13 protein-coding genes are annotated in these 16,063 nt (G+C 66.0%); all 13 read right to left on the reverse strand.

Features of this window, described 5'->3' with window-relative positions; translation table 11 throughout:
• Positions 1-48: 48 nt before the first annotated feature.
• On the reverse strand, positions 49-1,662 hold the full coding sequence (nuoN, locus tag ACQP1T_RS18090; protein ID WP_433761706.1) for an NADH-quinone oxidoreductase subunit NuoN: 1,614 nt from the start codon (positions 1,660-1,662) through the stop codon (positions 49-51).
• Positions 1,659-3,278: an NADH-quinone oxidoreductase subunit M gene (locus ACQP1T_RS18095; protein ID WP_433761708.1), complete on the reverse strand. Its 1,620-nt coding sequence runs from the start codon at positions 3,276-3,278 to the stop codon at positions 1,659-1,661. Before ACQP1T_RS18095 ends, nuoN begins: the two co-directional genes overlap by 4 nt.
• On the reverse strand, positions 3,275-5,188 hold the full coding sequence (nuoL, locus tag ACQP1T_RS18100; RefSeq protein WP_433761709.1) for an NADH-quinone oxidoreductase subunit L: 1,914 nt from the start codon (positions 5,186-5,188) through the stop codon (positions 3,275-3,277). The genes ACQP1T_RS18095 and nuoL overlap by 4 nt, the downstream gene beginning before the upstream one ends.
• 1 nt (position 5,189) lies before the next feature.
• Positions 5,190-5,489, reverse strand: a complete 300-nt coding sequence (nuoK, locus tag ACQP1T_RS18105) for an NADH-quinone oxidoreductase subunit NuoK (protein WP_062982135.1) — start codon at positions 5,487-5,489, stop codon at positions 5,190-5,192.
• On the reverse strand, positions 5,486-6,370 hold the full coding sequence (locus tag ACQP1T_RS18110) for an NADH-quinone oxidoreductase subunit J (RefSeq protein WP_433761710.1): 885 nt from the start codon (positions 6,368-6,370) through the stop codon (positions 5,486-5,488). Before ACQP1T_RS18110 ends, nuoK begins: the two co-directional genes overlap by 4 nt.
• On the reverse strand, positions 6,367-8,172 hold the full coding sequence (nuoH, locus tag ACQP1T_RS18115) for an NADH-quinone oxidoreductase subunit NuoH (protein ID WP_433761711.1): 1,806 nt from the start codon (positions 8,170-8,172) through the stop codon (positions 6,367-6,369). Before nuoH ends, ACQP1T_RS18110 begins: the two co-directional genes overlap by 4 nt.
• On the reverse strand, positions 8,165-10,660 hold the full coding sequence (locus tag ACQP1T_RS18120) for an NADH-quinone oxidoreductase subunit G (RefSeq protein WP_433762240.1): 2,496 nt from the start codon (positions 10,658-10,660) through the stop codon (positions 8,165-8,167). Before ACQP1T_RS18120 ends, nuoH begins: the two co-directional genes overlap by 8 nt.
• Before the next feature lie 23 nt (positions 10,661-10,683).
• Positions 10,684-11,997 carry an NADH-quinone oxidoreductase subunit NuoF gene (gene nuoF, locus ACQP1T_RS18125; RefSeq protein ID WP_433761712.1) on the reverse strand — a complete coding sequence of 438 codons (1,314 nt, stop codon included), beginning with the start codon at positions 11,995-11,997 and terminating at the stop codon, positions 10,684-10,686.
• Positions 11,998-11,999: 2 nt separating this feature from the next.
• Entirely contained in the window at positions 12,000-12,707 is a 708-nt protein-coding gene (gene nuoE / locus ACQP1T_RS18130) for an NADH-quinone oxidoreductase subunit NuoE (RefSeq protein ID WP_433761713.1), read from the reverse strand.
• A complete protein-coding gene (gene nuoD, locus ACQP1T_RS18135; RefSeq protein WP_433761714.1) occupies positions 12,704-14,038 on the reverse strand; it encodes an NADH dehydrogenase (quinone) subunit D in 1,335 nt (444 codons plus the stop codon). Before nuoD ends, nuoE begins: the two co-directional genes overlap by 4 nt.
• Positions 14,038-14,808 carry an NADH-quinone oxidoreductase subunit C gene (locus tag ACQP1T_RS18140; protein WP_433761715.1) on the reverse strand — a complete coding sequence of 257 codons (771 nt, stop codon included), beginning with the start codon at positions 14,806-14,808 and terminating at the stop codon, positions 14,038-14,040. Before ACQP1T_RS18140 ends, nuoD begins: the two co-directional genes overlap by 1 nt.
• On the reverse strand, positions 14,805-15,359 hold the full coding sequence (locus tag ACQP1T_RS18145) for a NuoB/complex I 20 kDa subunit family protein (protein WP_040690435.1): 555 nt from the start codon (positions 15,357-15,359) through the stop codon (positions 14,805-14,807). Before ACQP1T_RS18145 ends, ACQP1T_RS18140 begins: the two co-directional genes overlap by 4 nt.
• 77 nt (positions 15,360-15,436) lie before the next feature.
• On the reverse strand, positions 15,437-15,817 hold the full coding sequence (locus ACQP1T_RS18150) for an NADH-quinone oxidoreductase subunit A (RefSeq protein WP_433761716.1): 381 nt from the start codon (positions 15,815-15,817) through the stop codon (positions 15,437-15,439).
• Positions 15,818-16,063 lie beyond the last annotated feature (246 nt).

The raw sequence follows: 16,063 nt of genomic DNA on the forward strand, positions 1-16,063 counted from the left end.
ATGCGACACTGCCGCACCCCTGTGGGGTGCGGCAGTGTGGGTGACGGGTCAGCGGACGAAAGTTGATGCGCGGTCGGACAAGTCGAGCAGCATTTGCGGGATGATGCCGAGCAGGACGGTGGCGCCCGCGGTGAATGCAACGACCGTAGTGGTCAGGAATGGGGCGGCGACGGTCGGGGCGTCGGTGGGTGGGTCGGTGAAGAACATCAGGACGATGACGCGGATGTAGAAGAAGGCGGCGATGGCGCTGGAGATGACACCGACGATCACCAGGTAGGCGGCGTCGCCGGAGGCGGCGGCTTGGAAGACCGCGAACTTCGCGACGAAGCCACCGGTGAGGGGCAGGCCCGCGAACGAGAGCAGGAACAGCGCGAAAACCGTTGCCAGCCAGGGGGACCGGCGGCCGAGACCGGCCCACTGCGACATCGCGGTGGCCTCGTCACCTTCGGTATCGCGGACCAGGCTGACGACCGCGAACGCGCCGAGCGTGCCGAGGCCGTATGCCAACAGATAAAACAGGATGGCCGAGGTGCCCGCCTCGTTCGCCGCGGCGAGACCGGTCAGGATGAATCCGGCATGTGCGACCGAGGAGTACGCGAGCATGCGTTTGACGTCGGTCTGGGTGATCGCCATGACCGCACCGATCACCATGGTCGCGATAGCGATGGCGGCGAGCACCGGACGCCAGTCGTCCCGCAGACCGGGCACGGCGATCTGCAGCACCCGCAACAGCGCACCGACCGCGGCGATCTTCGTCGCAGCGGCCATGAAACCGGTGACCGAACTCGGCGCGCCCTGATACACATCCGGCACCCAGGACTGGAACGGCACCGCGCCGATCTTGAACAGCAGCCCCACCGCCAGCATCGCAACCCCCAGCAACGCCAGGGTGGTGTTCTGCGGATGCCGGGTTATCGCATCGGCGATCCCACCGAGTTTCACCGTCCCCGCCTGCCCGTACAGCAGGGCGACGCCGTAGAGGAAGAACGCGGACGAAAACGCCCCGAGCAGAAAGTATTTCAGCGCCGCTTCCTGTGACAGCAACCGCTTGCGCCGTGCCAGCCCACACAGCAGATACAGCGGCAGCGACAACACCTCCAACGCCACGAACATGGTCAGCAGATCATTCGACGCCGGAAACAGCAGCAGTCCACCGATCGCGAGCATGGTCAGCGGGAATACCTCGGTGGTCGCGACACCCGCACGGACAGCGGCCATTTCACCCGCACTACCGGGCACCGCGGAGGCCTGCGGTGTGAACGCGTCCACACCACCGCCGACGGCGGCAGCGGCGGCCACACTCCACGTCCCGGGACCGGAACGCGCCTGCGGCCGCGGCTCCGCACCGCGCTCGGCCATGAACAGCAGCGCCAGAATCGACACCACCAGAATCGTGCCCTGCAGAAACAGCGTCACACCGTCGATCGCCACCGCACCGACCATCGCGGTCGCCTCGGTGCCGGACAACCGCAGCACCGCGACCAACGCCGCGACCAACCCAGCAAGCCCGAGTGGCACCTGGATGGCGTACCGGTGGCGACGCGGTGCGAAAGCCTCGACGAGCACCCCGACCACTGCCACCCCGAACACGATCAGCATCGGCGACAGCTCGGCGTATTCGATGCTCGGCGCGGGCATACTCGCCGCGAGCAGACTGCTCATTTGTGGGCACCTCCGTGATCGGCCCCTGCTGCGGGGATCGCGGGCGTCTTCGGCGCGGGATCGTGGACGCCGATGGTGGTCAGCGTCTGACCCACCGCGGGATTGATGAAGTCCAGCACCGGTTTCGGATAGATACCGAGGAACAGCAGCGCCGCGATCAACGGCAGCACCACCGCCACCTCGCGCGGCACCAGGTCATAGAGCCGCTCGTTGCCCTCCTTGACCGGCCCGGTCATCATCCGCTGGTACATCCACAGCACATACAGTGCCGCCAACACCAACGCTCCGGTGGCGATGACCGCCGCGAATCCGTACCGGGTGAATGTGCCGAGGAGCACCAGGAATTCGCTGATGAACGGCGCGAGACCGGGCAGTGACAGGGTGGCGAGACCGGCGATCAAGAAGGTGCCCGCCAGCACCGGCGCCACCTTCTGCACCCCGCCGTAGGCGGCGATCGCCCGAGTTCCCCTGCGCGACACCAGGAATCCCGCGATCAGGAACAGTGCCGCTGTCGATATGCCGTGGTTGACCATGTACAGCGTGGCCCCGGTCTGTCCCTGACTGGTCATCGCGAAGATGCCCAGAATGATGAAGCCGAAGTGCGAGATCGAGGTGTAGGCGATCAGGCGCATCACATCGGTCTGTCCGATGGCCAGCAGCGCGCCGTAGATGATGCCGATCACCGCGAGCGTGATCACCAGGGGCGCATAGGTTCCCGAGGCATCCGGGAACAGCAGCAGACAGTACCGCAACATACCGAAGGTGCCGACCTTGTCGACCACTGCCATCATCAGCACCGCACTCGACGGCGTCGCGGCCACCGCGGCATCCGGCAGCCAGGTGTGCAACGGCCACAGCGGCGCCTTCACCGCGAAGGCGAACATGAACCCGAGGAACAGCGCATTCAGCACCGCCGGACCGGCGCCGAGCTGTCCGGTATTGGCCGCGGCCACCACGGTGCGGAAATCGAAGGTGCCCGACGATCCGGATCCGAGTCCCTGCCGTGCGGTGAGTACATACAACCCGATCACCGCGGCCAACATGATCAGACCGCCGAACAGGTTGTACAGCAGGAACTTCACCGCCGCCCGCGAGCGCTGCTGGCGATGTGCGAGATCGGCACTGCGTGGCCCGAATCCGCCGATGAGGAAGTACATCGGGACGAGCATCGCCTCGAAGAATACGTAGAACAGCAGAATGTCGAGCGAGACAAAGGAAATCAGCACCATCGCCTCGACGAGCAACGTCAACGCGACATAGGTGTGCGACACCCGACGCCCGCTGCCGACCTCGCGCTCATCGTTCCAACCGGCCAGGATCAGCAGCGGCACCAGCGCGGTGGTGAGCAGCACCAGTACCAGCGCGATCCCGTCCAACCCCAGCGTGTATCCCGCGCCGAAGGCCGGAATCCACTCATGCGATTCGACGAACTGATACTGCGCCCCACCGGGTTCGAAGCGCACGGCCAGAACGATGCCGAGCACCAGCACCGCCGATGCGACACCGAATGCCAGCCCGCGCGCCAGAGTGCGCCGCGACGCGGGCAACAGCAGCACCGCCACCGCGCCGACGACGGGCAACAACCACAGCGTGGTCAACCAGGGATAGTCACTCACCAGAGCCTCACTGCCAGCAGGGCGGCGGCCACCAGTGCCGCGCCGGTGAACATGGACAGGGCATAGGACCGCACGAACCCGGATTGCACCTTCCGGATGCGCCCGGACAGTCCGCCGATCAGTGCGGCGGTCCCGTTGACGATGCCGTCGATGCCGCGATTGTCGAGGAAGACCAGTGACCGCGTCAGATACGCACCGGGACGCATGAATACGCCCTCGTTGAACGCGTCGCCGTAGAGATCCTTGCGGGCCGCGATGGTCAATGCCGACACCGCTTCCGGCGCGGTCTCGGGAACCTCACGCTGGGCGTACTGGTAGTAGGCGAAGCCGATTCCGACGGCGACCACGAGCAGCGCCAGTACGGTCACCACACCCGCGGGCACCACCTCCTCGCCGTGATGTGCCCCGACGACGGGTTCGAGCCAGTTCTGCAGTGACGACCCGAGGACGAACAACCCACCCGCGGCCACCGAACCGATCGCGAGCAGAATCATGGGGCCGGTCATCACTGCCGGTGCCTCGTGTGGGTGCTTATCGGCCCCCGCGGCGGAGCCGCATAAGTGTTCGGGCCAGCGACGCTCGCCGAAGAACGTCATGATCATCACGCGCGTCATGTAGAACGCGGTCAGCCCGGCACCGAACAGCGTCACCGCGCCCAAAGCCAAACCGCTTGTGCCACCTTGATTGAACGCCGCCTCGATGATCCGATCCTTGGAGAAGAATCCGGCGAACGGCGGCACCCCGATAATCGCCAGATAGCCGAGCCCGAAGGTGATGTAGGTGACCGGCAGCACTTTGCGCAGTCCGCCGTAGCGGCGCATATCGGTCTCGTCGTCCATCGCGTGCATGACCGATCCGGCTCCGAGGAACAGTCCGGCCTTGAAGAAGCCGTGGGTGAGCAGATGCATGATGGCGATCGCGTATCCGGCCGGGCCGAGGCCCGCGGCCAGCACCATGTATCCGATCTGGCTCATGGTGGATGCCGCCAGTGCCTTCTTGATGTCGTCCTTCGCGCAACCGACGATCGCGCCGAACAGCAGCGTCACCGCACCCACCAGCACCACGCCGAGTCGTGCGTTGGGCGCGAGATCGAAGATCGGTCCGGAGCGCGCGATCAGATACACACCCGCCGTCACCATGGTGGCCGCGTGGATGAGCGCGGAGACCGGAGTCGGACCCTCCATCGCGTCACCGAGCCAGGACTGCAGCGGCACCTGCGCGGACTTACCGCACGCGGCCAGCAGCAGCAACAACCCGATCGCGGTGAGCGTGCCCTCGCCCGCTTTCGGCGCGGTCGCGAACACCGAGCCGAAGTCGATCGAGCCGAAGGTCGCGAACATGGTGAACATGGCGATCGCCAACCCCATATCGCCGACCCGGTTGACCACGAACGCCTTCTTGGCCGCGGTCGCCGCGGTCGGCTTGTGGTACCAGAAACCGATCAGCAGATAGGAGGCCAGACCGACGCCCTCCCAACCCAGATACAGCACCAGGTAGTTGTCCGCCAGCACCAGCAGCAGCATGGCCGCCAGGAACAGATTCAGGTAGGCGAAGAACCGCCGCCGTCCCGGATCGTGGTTCATATAGCCGACGGAATAGATGTGGATCAGCGATCCGACGCCGGTGATCAGCAGCGCGAAACACACCGACAGCTGGTCCAATTGGAGGCTGAAGTCCACCTGCAACCCATCGACGGGCACCCAGCTGAAAAAGTCATTGTGGATCGCGCGGGCGGCGTCGGCACGGTCGAGCATGTGGAAGAAGGCGACGACGGCGAAGCCGAACGAGGCCAGCGCCGTGGCACAGCCGAGCAGATGCCCCCACTTATCGCTGTAGCGCCCGACCAACAGCAGTACGACTGCCCCGGCCAGCGGCAGGGCGGGCAGCACCCAGAGCGTTGCGGTATCCACGTCAGAACTTCAGCAGGTTGGCGTCGTCGACCGAGGTCGAACGGCGGGTGCGGAAGATGGTCATGATGATGGCCAGTCCGACGACGACCTCGGCCGCGGCCACCACCATGGTGAAGAACGCGAATACCTGACCGTCGAGATTCGAATGCAGCCTGGCGAAGGTGACGAAGGCGAGATTGACCGCATTGAGCATCAGCTCGATGCACATGAACACCACAATGGCGTTGCGCCGCAGCAGCACACCGGCCGCGCCGATGGTGAACAGCAGGGCGGACAGGAACAGGTAGTTCTCAGGATTCACCGCTTGCCTTCCTCGTCTGCCTCGCGGGCGGGGGTTTCGGGCTCGTCGACCTCGGAGGCGAAGGTCGGGGTCGTACCGACCGAGATGACCGCCGCCTCGGTGAGCGCCCTGGTGCGGCGGTGCCGCAGGATGGTGCTGACCGACAGTTCCTCGAAGGATCCGTCCGGCAGCCGCGCCGGAATATCGACCGCGTTGTGCCTCGCATACACACCGGGCGTCGGCAGTGGGGTGGCGCGTTCGGCGGGCCTGGCCGGATCGTAGGCGCCGCGGAAGCGGCGGCGCGAGAGCTCCCGCTGATCCAGGCGTGGCCCGAAATTCTCCCGGTGCGCAAGGATCATCGCGCCGATGGTGGCCGTGATGAGCAGCGCGCCGGTGAGTTCGAAGGCCCACACATATCGGACGAAGATCAGTTCGGCGAGTTGGCCGATCACATCTTGATAGGCGAATCCCTTTGCCGGATAGGTGATCCCGGAGTTGCGGATGCCGTTGGCGATGCCGCTGATCAGCAGCAACCCGAAGCCGAGTCCCACCGCGGTGGCCGAGAGCCGCTGTCCGCGCAGTGTTTCCCCGAGCGATTCGGGGGAGTCGACACCGACCAGCATCAGCACGAACAGGAACAGCATCATGACCGCGCCGGTGTAGACGACGATCTGCACGACGCCGAGGAACAGCGCGTCCTGGGCCATATAGAAGGTGGCCAGCACGATCATGGTGGCGGCCAGGCAGATCGCCGAATGTACGGCCTTTCCCGCGAACACCATGCCGAGCGCGCCGATGACGGCGAGCGGGCCGAGGATCCAGAATTGGACGGCCTCGCCGGTCGAGGTGTGGGTCAGTGGCTCGGCCGCCGATGTCTGGGCGGCCAGGATGAATTCGGTCACCGCGCACCTCCTTCCGCGCCCGCGGCGGCGGGCTTCCTATCCGAACCGCTTTCACCGCCCGGGACATTGCCGCGGTAGTAATCGCCTTCGGTCGCACCGGGATACATGGCGTGCGGCGGTGCGGTCATACCGGGCTCCAGCGGGGCAAGCAGCCGGTCCTTCTCGTAGATCAGATCGGCGCGGTTGTCATCGGCCATCTCGTACTCGTTGGTCATGGTGAGCGCCCTGGTCGGGCACGCCTCGATGCACAATCCGCAGCCGATGCAGCGCAGATAGTTGATCTGGTAGACCTGTCCGTAGCGCTCGCCGGGTGAAAAGCGTTCGGTCTCGGTGTTATCCGCGCCCTCGACGTAGATCGCGTCCGCGGGGCAGGCCCACGCGCACAGTTCGCAGCCGATGCACTTCTCCAGACCATCCGGATGCCGGTTGAGCTGGTGGCGGCCGTGATAGCGGGGTGCGGTCGGCACCTTCTGTTCCGGATAGGACTCGGTGTTGGGTTTCTTGAACATGGTCAGGAAGGTCACCGCGAAGCCCATCAGTGGTTCCAGCAGGCCCGCCTCGGGTTCCGGCCGTCGCGTCGATGGATCCGGCAGCGGTGGCGTCGGGAACCCGAGGAAGACCGCGCTGCCCGATGCCGCCGGGGCGGGTTCCTCGACCGTGGGCGGCGCGCCTTGTTTGCGCCCGGCCCGCAGGAACATCAGCACGATCAGTCCGGAGATGACGATTCCGCTGGTCACCAGCAGCGGCGTCTGGATCTGGTAGCCCTCGTTCTGCAGCAGCCGCGCGGTGGCGACCACCATGACCCACAGCAGCGACGTCGGAATCAGCAACTTCCAGCCGAGATTCATGAACTGGTCGTAGCGCAGGCGGGGCAGCGTGCCGCGCAACCAGATGAACACGAACAGGAACGTCCACATCTTGGCGATGAACCACAGCGCGGGCCACCAGCCGGAATTCGCGCCGTCCCACAGGTTGATCGGGAACGGTGCGTGCCAGCCGCCGAGGAACAGCGTGGTGGCGAGCGCGGAAACCGTTGCCATATTGATGTATTCGGCCATCATGAACATGGCGAATTTGAGCGAGGAGTATTCGGTGTGGAAGCCGCCGACCAGCTCGCCCTCGGCCTCGGGCAGATCGAACGGCGCACGGTTGGTCTCACCGACCATCGACACGCAGTAGATCAGGAACGAGGGCAGCAGCAGGAAGACGTACCAGGTGCCCTCCTGCGCTTTCACGATGCCGGAGGTCGCCATGGTCCCGCCGAGCAGGAACACGGTCGCGAAACACAGCGCCATCGCGATCTCGTAGGAGATCACCTGCGCGGTCGAGCGCAAGCCGCCCAACAGCGGGTAGGTCGAACCCGATGACCAGCCCGCCAGCACGATGCCGTACACGCCGATCGAGGTGATGGCCAGGATGTAGAGCACCGCCACCGGCAGATCGGTGAGCTGCAGTGCGGTCCGGTGGCCGAGGATCGATACTTCCGGCCCGATCGGGATGACCGCGAACGCCATGAAGGCGGGCACCACCGAAATGACCGGCGCCAGAATGAAAATCGGCTTGTCGACGATGGCCGGGACGATATCTTCCTTCAGCGCCATCTTCACGCCGTCGGCGACGGCCTGCAGCGTGCCCTTGGGGCCGACTCGGTTGGGACCGACGCGCATCTGCATCCAGGCCACGATCTTGCGCTCCAGATAGACCGCCATCATCGGCGTGAGCAGCAGGAAGGCGAAGATCGCCAGGGATTTTCCGATGACGAGCCACAGCGGGTCGTGGCCGAAAAGAGAGAGATCACTCATGGCGGTGTTCCTTCATCCTCTCGTCGGCGCGGTGCAGCTGCACCACACCGCCCGGCTGGGTGGCGAGCTGTTCGTTGACCGAGCAGCCCGGCGAGTTCAGCGGCAGCCACACCACCCGATCGGGCAGATCGGTGATCAGCAGCGGCAGCGTGACGGTGCCGCGATCGGTGGCGACGACGATCTGATCGTCATCGGCGGCACCGATTTCGGTGGCGGTGGCGGGAGACAGCCGCACCACCGGCGGCCGCGCGACACCCGCCAGATTCGGCTCGCCGTCCTGCATGCGGCCCTGATCCAGCAGCATCCGCCAGCCGGACAGGATGGCGGTGCCGGGATTGGGCTGGGTCACCGGGTGCGGCCGGTGCGCGGGGGCGGGCACCGACGGACCGTCCCAGGCGCCGAGTTCGGCGAGTTCGGCGCGCGCGGATTCGGTATCGGGAAGTCCGAGTGCCACCTTCATCTCGCCCGCGATGGCCTGCAGCACCCGCTGATCCGACAGTGGTGCGGGTTCGCGGCGCACCATCGAATCGCCCAGTGCCGCATCGAATTGCCGTGGCCGACCCTCCCAGGTGCGGAAGGTGCCGGATTTCTGCATTGCCGAGGCCACCGGGAAGACGACATCGGCGCGTTCGGTGACCGCACTGTGCCGCAGTTCCAGACTGACCACGAAGCGGGCGGCGTCGATGGCCTCGAGCGCCGCCTCGGGGTCCGGCAGATCGGCGATATCCACACCGCCGATGACCAGTGCGCCCAAGGTCGGCGCGGCCTCCAGAATCGCAGCCGTATCGCGACCCGAGGTGACCGGCAGTTCGTCGACATTCCAGATCGTGCGAACCTGTTGGCGCGCACGGGGATCCACGACCGGGCGACCACCGGGCAGCAGCCCGGGCAGCGCGCCCGCCTCGACCGCACCGCGTTCGCCGGCGCGCCGCGGCACCCAGGCCAGGGCGGCACCGGTTTCGTCGGCGAGCCGCACCGCTGCCGAGAGTGCGCCGGGAATTCCGGCCATCCGCTCACCGACCAGCACTACCGCACCCGGCTGACGCAGCAACTGTGCGGCCGTCGCCACAGCGGCAGCGTCCGTCTCACCGGTGCGCAGGACATCGAGCAGATGGGGTTCGGCCCCGGGCACGGTTTGCAACAGCGTGCCCGACATCCGATCCAGCCCACGCGAAGAATAAGCGGCGAGCGAGAAGATCGGCATACCGTGCTTGCGTGCCGCCTTGCGCAGCCGCAGATAGATGATCGGCGACTCCTCTTCCGGTTCCAGTCCGGCGAGCAGTACGACCGGCGCGTTCTCCAGGGCGTCGTAGTCGACCGTGACACCCTGTCCGGCGATACGGGCGGCGAGGAAGTCCGCCTCCTCGGCCGAATGCACCCGGGCGCGGAAGTCGATGTCATTGGTGCCCAACGCGACTCGCGCGAATTTGGCGTAGGCGTAGGCGTCCTCCTCGGTGACGCGACCACCGACCAGCACGCCCGCGCTGCCGAAGGCCGAGGCCAGACCCTCCGCAGCGGCGGCCAGGGCCTCGGACCAGGACGCGGGGGTGAGGTTGCCGTCCCACCCGCGCACCAGCGGTGTGGTGAGCCGGTCGCGTTCGGTGGCGTAGGTGAACGCCCACCGGCCCTTATCGCAGTTCCACTCCTCATTGACCTGCGGATCGTCACCTGCCAAGCGGCGCAACACTTTTCCGCGTCGATGGTCGGTGCGCTGTGCGCAGCCCGATGCGCAATGCTCGCAGACGCTCGGACTGGAGACCAGATCGAACGGGCGGGCCCGGAACCGGTAACTGGTGCCGGTGAGTGCGCCCACCGGACAGATCTGCACGGTATTGCCGGAGAAGTAGGAGTCGAACGGTTCGGCCTGTGCGGTGCCGACCTGTTCGAGCGCACCGCGATCCATGAGTTCGATGAACGGATCCCCGGCGACCTGCTGGGAGAAGCGGGTGCAGCGGGCGCACAGCACGCAACGTTCCCGGTCCAGCAGTACCGCCGTGGACAGCGGAATCGGCTTGGGGTAGGTGCGTTTCACGCCGTCGAACCGGGTTTCGGGCCGACCGCTGGACATCGCCTGGTTCTGCAGCGGGCATTCACCGCCCTTATCGCAGACCGGACAGTCCAGGGGGTGGTTGATGAGCAGCAGCTCCATCACCCCCTCCTGGGCCTTGGCGGTCGCGGGTGAGGTCAGTTGGGTGCGCACGATCATGCCGTCGGCGACGGTCATGGTGCAGGACGCGACCGGCTTGCGCTGCCCTTCCACCTCGACCAGGCACTGGCGGCACGCGCCGACCGGATCCAGCAGCGGATGGTCGCAGAAGCGCGGGATCTGGATGCCGATGAGTTCGGCGGCCCGGATCAGCAGGGTGCCCGCGGGGACGCTGACCTGGGTGTCATCGATGGTGACGGTGACCAGGTCGGCGGGCACGAGTCCGCTGGCATTGGTGTTCACGGTGGCTGGCCCACCCGTCACCGGGCCACCACCCCCCATCGAATCGCTGCGCGATACTGTGCTCATTTCACTCCTTCGGCCCAGGCGGTGGATCGCGCGGGATCGAACGGGCAGCCGTCGAGCCGCAGATGGTCGACGTATTCCTCGCGGAAGTACTTCAGCGAGGAGATGATCGGGCTGGCCGCGCCGTCGCCGAGTGCGCAGAACGATTTGCCGTTGATGGTGTCGCTGATATCGAGGAGCTTCTCCAGATCCGATTCGGTACCCCGGCCCGCCTCGATCCGCTTCAGCAACTGGACGAGCCAGTAGGTGCCCTCGCGGCAGGGCGTGCATTTACCGCAGGATTCGTGGGCGTAGAACTCGGTCCAGCGCAGCACCGCGCGCACCACGCAGGTGGTGTCATCGAATATCTGCAATGCCTTGGTGCCCAACATGGATCCCGCTGTGGCGACACCCTCGTAGTCCAGTGGCACGTCGAGGTGCTCGTCGGTGAACAGCGGCGTCGACGAACCACCTGGCGTCCAGAACTTCACCTGATGTCCGGCACGCACACCACCCGCATAGCCGAGTAGTTCGCGCAGCGTAATGCCCAGCGGCGCTTCGTATTGCCCCGGCCGGGCGACGTGCCCCGACAGCGAGTACAGCGTGAAACCCGGTGACTTCTCACTGCCCATGGACCGGAACCAGGCCGTGCCGTTGAGGATGATCGGCGGCACGCTCGCAATGGATTCCACATTGTTGACCACCGTCGGACAGGCATACAGACCCGCGACGGCCGGGAACGGTGGCCGCAGTCGCGGCTGACCGCGTCGGCCCTCCAGCGAATCCAGCAGCGCGGTTTCCTCACCGCAGATGTAGGCACCGGCACCGGCGTGCACGATGAGTTCCAGGTCGTAGCCCGAGCCCAGAATGTTCTTGCCGAGGAATCCGGCCGCATACGCCTGCGCGACCGCGGCCTGCAGCCGCCGCAGCACCGGCACGACCTCGCCGCGCACATAGATGAACGCGTGCGCCGCCCGAATGGCATACGCCGCGATGATGACGCCCTCGATGAGGGTGTGCGGGGTGGCCAGCATGAGCGGAATGTCCTTGCAGGTACCGGGTTCCGACTCGTCGGCATTGACCACGAGGTAGTGCGGTTTGGTGACGCCATCGGGTCCGGGACCCTGCGGGATGAAGCTCCATTTCATACCGGTCGGGAAGCCCGCGCCGCCGCGGCCGCGCAGACCGGCGTCCTTGATGGTCTGGATGACCTGATCGGGTTCCATCCGCAGGGCCTTGCGTAATGCCTGATAGCCGTCGTGGCCGCGGTAGTGCTCGATGGTCCAGGACTGCGGGTCGTCCCAATACCGGGTGAGTACGGGAGTCAGTGTCATGTTCATTCCTCGCCCGGCTTCGGTTCCGGCGCTTGCATATTCTGTTCCTGCGCGACCCGCAGACCGGCCAGCGTCGCCTCGCCCGCCGCGCCGTCGAGCACGCCCGGGCGTTCGTCTGGGAAGCCCGCGAGAATGCGCGCGGTCTGCTTGAACGTGCACAGCGGCGCGCCGCGCGTCGGTGTCACCTGCTCGCCCCGACGCAGCGAATCAACCAGTGCCGCAGCCGATTCCGGGGTCTGGTTATCGAAGAACTCCCAATTGACCATCACCACCGGCGCGAAATCACAGGCCGCGTTGCATTCGATGTGCTCGAGGGTGATCGATCCGTCCGCCGTGGTCTCGCCGTGCCCGATGCCGAGTCGGCGCTGCAGGGCCTCGAGAATGGCATCGCCACCCATCACCGCGCAGAGCGTGTTGGTGCAGACACCGACGTGATAGTCGCCGGTCGGCGTGCGCCGATACATCGAATAGAAGGTCGCCACCGCGGTGACCTCCGCGCCGGTCAAACCCAGCTGTTCGGCACAGAATTCGATGCCGGTGCCGGTGACGCAGCCCTCCTCGGCCTGCACCAGATGCAGCAGCGGCAGCAGCGCCGAGCGCGGCTCCGGATAGCGGGCGATGACCTCCTTGGCATCGATCTCCAGTCGCTCGCGCACATACGGAGCGAACGGCTGCGGCCGGGTGGACAGCTTCAACAGGATCTCGGTCATCGGTCAACTCCGCCCATCACCGGGTCGATACTGGCGACGGAGGCGATGACGTCGGCGACCATCCCGCCCTCGCACATCGCCGCCACCGCTTGCAGATTCGTGAACGAGGGGTCGCGATAGTGCACCCGATACGGGCGGGTACCGCCGTCGCTGACCATGTGCACACCGAGTTCGCCGCGCGGCGACTCCACCGCCACATATACCTGCCCCGCCGGGACCCGAATGCCCTCGGTGACGAGTTTGAAGTGGTGGATGAGCCCCTCCATGGACGTGCCCATGATGCGGCCGATGTGCTTGGGGGAGTTGCCGAGTCCGTCCGGACCCAGCTGCAGATCGGCGGGCCAGGCGAGCTTCTTGTCGTCCACCATCACCGGACCGGGGCGCAGTTTGTCCAGACACTGCTCGACGATCTTGAGCGACTCCTTCATCTCCGCGACCCGAATCCAATAGCGGCCGTAGCAGTCGCAGCCGGTGGTGGTGGGCACCTCGAATTCGTAGTTCTCGTAGCCGCAGTACGGCGCGGACTTGCGCAGATCGTGCGGCAGCCCGGTCGAGCGCAATACCGGACCGGTGATGCCGAGGGCCATGCAGCCGGTGAGATCCAGGTAGCCGATGTTCTGGGTGCGTGCCTTCCAGATCGGATTCTGGGTGAGCAGATGATCCATATCGCGCAGCCGCTTGGGCAGCAGCTTCAGCAGCTCACGGACCTTGGCGACACCGTCGTCGGGCAGATCCTGGGCGAGACCGCCGGGCCGGATGTACGCGTGGTTCATACGCAGGCCGGTGATGGTCTCGAAGACATCCAGGATCAGTTCGCGTTCCCGGAAACCGAACAGCATCGGGGTGAGCGCACCCAACTCCATACCACCGGTCGCCAGCGCGACCAGATGCGAGGAGATCCGATTGAGTTCCATGAGCATGACGCGAACGATGGTGGCGCGATCGGGAATCTGATCCTCGATATCGAGCAGCCGCTCGACGCCGAGGCAGTACGCGGTCTCGTTGAAGAACGGGGACAGATAGTCCATCCGAGTCACGAAGGTGGTGCCCTGCGCCCAGTTCCGGAATTCCAGATTCTTCTCGATGCCGGTGTGCAGATAGCCGATGCCGCAGCGGGCCTCGGTGACGGTCTCGCCCTCGATTTCCAGAATGAGCCGCAGCACGCCGTGCGTGGACGGATGCTGCGGACCCATATTGACGACGATGCGTTCCTCGCCCGCGCCGTCGAGGGTTTCGGTGACCGCGTCCCAGTCCTGGCCCGCCACCGTGACGACAGTGGGGTCGGGCCCGGTGTCGTTGTGGACGCCGGGCCGGGTGTCGATGTCGCTCATTACTTGTACGCCCTCCGCTCGTCGGGCGGCGGAATGCGCGCGCCCTTGTACTCGACCGGGATCCCGCCGAGCGGGTAGTCCTTGCGCTGGGGGTGGCCACGCCAGTCGTCGGGCATGGTGATGCGCGTCAACGAGGGGTGGCCGTCGAAGAGGATGCCGAAGAAGTCGTAGGTTTCCCGCTCATGCCAGTCGGTGGTCGGATACACGCTGAACAGCGACGGGATATGCGGATCGGCATCCGGTGCGGACACCTCGACGCGCAGGCGCCGATTGTGGGTGATGGACATGAGGTGATAGACCGCGTGCAATTCGCGGCCCGCGTCGTCCGGGTAGTGCACGCCGTTCACGCCGAGGCAGAGCTCGAAACGCAATGCGGCGTAGTCGCGTAACGCCTTGGCGACCGTCAGCAGATGTTCGCGCCGCACGTGCAGGGTGAGTTCGCCGCGGAAGACGATCACCTTCTCGATAACGGTCTCCCAGCGGGCACCGACCGCGCCGAGCGCGGCATGCAATTCGGTGACGACCTCGTCGAAGTAGCCGCCGTAGGGTGCCGGGGTGCTGCCGGGCAGCGTCACCGGACGGACCAGGCGGCCGTAACCGGAGGTGTCGCCGGTGCCCGTGACACCGAACATGCCGCGGCGTACGCCGATCACCTCGGCTGGTGCCGAATCCGCTTCCGGCGGTGTGCCTTCCGGGCCCGCGGTGGCCGCGGCGTCGACGAATTCCTGCGGCGTCCTGGTTTCGGTATTTTCGGGGGAGTCGAAGGTCATCGCAGCAGGCCCTCCATCCGGATGGTCGGCGTGGACGCCAGGGCCGCCGCTTCGGCGGCGCGGATGGCCTCCTCGCGGTTGACGCCGAGTGGCATCTGCTGGATCTTCGCGTGCAGTGTCAGGATCGCGTTCAACAGCATCTCCGGCCGCGGCGGGCAGCCGGGCAGGTAGATGTCGACCGGAACCACATGGTCCACGCCCTGCACGATGGCGTAGTTGTTGAACATGCCGCCCGAGGACGCGCAGACGCCCATGGCCAGCACCCATTTCGGTTCGGTCATCTGGTCGTAGACCTGACGCAGCACCGGCGCCATCTTCTGGCTGACCCGGCCCGCGACGATCATCAGATCGGCCTGCCGCGGTGAGGCGCGGAACGCCTCCATACCGAAGCGGGCGATATCGAAACGTCCTGCGCCGGTGGCCATCATCTCGATGGCGCAGCAGGCCAACCCGAAGGTGGCCGGCCACAGCGAGCCCTTGCGCAGATATCCGGCGAAATCTTCGACCGTGCTCAGCAGAAAGCCGCTGGGCAGTTTTTCCTCGAGACCCATGTTCGACTAACTCTCACTTCCACTGTGCGTACGGCCCGACGCGGCGTAATGCCTTGTGGGCCAGTGCGTATGGGCGATCAGTCCCAGCTGAGACCGCCGCGGCGCCATTCGTAGGCATAGGCCACCGAGACGTTGAAGATGAACAGCGCCATGGCGGCGAGACCGAAGAGACCGAGCGCATCGAAGTGGACAGCCCACGGGTAGAGGAACACGATCTCGATATCGAAGATGATGAACAGCATGGCGGTGAGGTAGTACTTCACCGGAAAGCGTTGTCCGGTAACGCTTCCCGGCCCGCCCGCGACGGCGTGCGGTGTCGCTTCGATGCCGCACTCGTAGGCCTCCTGTTTGGCCCGGTTGTAGCGCTTCGGGCCGACGAGGGCCGAGAGAATGACGGAGAACACCGCGAACGCGGCGGCGACCGCGCCGAGGACCAGAGTGGGCATCTCGATATTCACGACTGCACTTCCCCTCCTTGCGAGCTGTAGCTGGCGGTTGGGCGTCATGTCCCGACGGCGCCCGGGGATGTGATGGTCGGCGTCGAATCATGACGGCAGCTTCCGAGGCGGGCTGACTTCGTTGTCCGCCTCGGTCAGACTCGCCTCATGGCCTGCTCGCACCGCGCGGGTCTGTCATATCGAGGCCCGCGCTCATGTGAGCTACGGCACAGCCTACAACCGACGCGGGGGGTCGACCGTTTATTC

Origin of the sequence: Nocardia sp. CA-135398, assembly GCF_050955845.1 — a bacterium.
In the GTDB taxonomy this organism is placed as follows: Bacteria; Actinomycetota; Actinomycetes; order Mycobacteriales; family Mycobacteriaceae; genus Nocardia.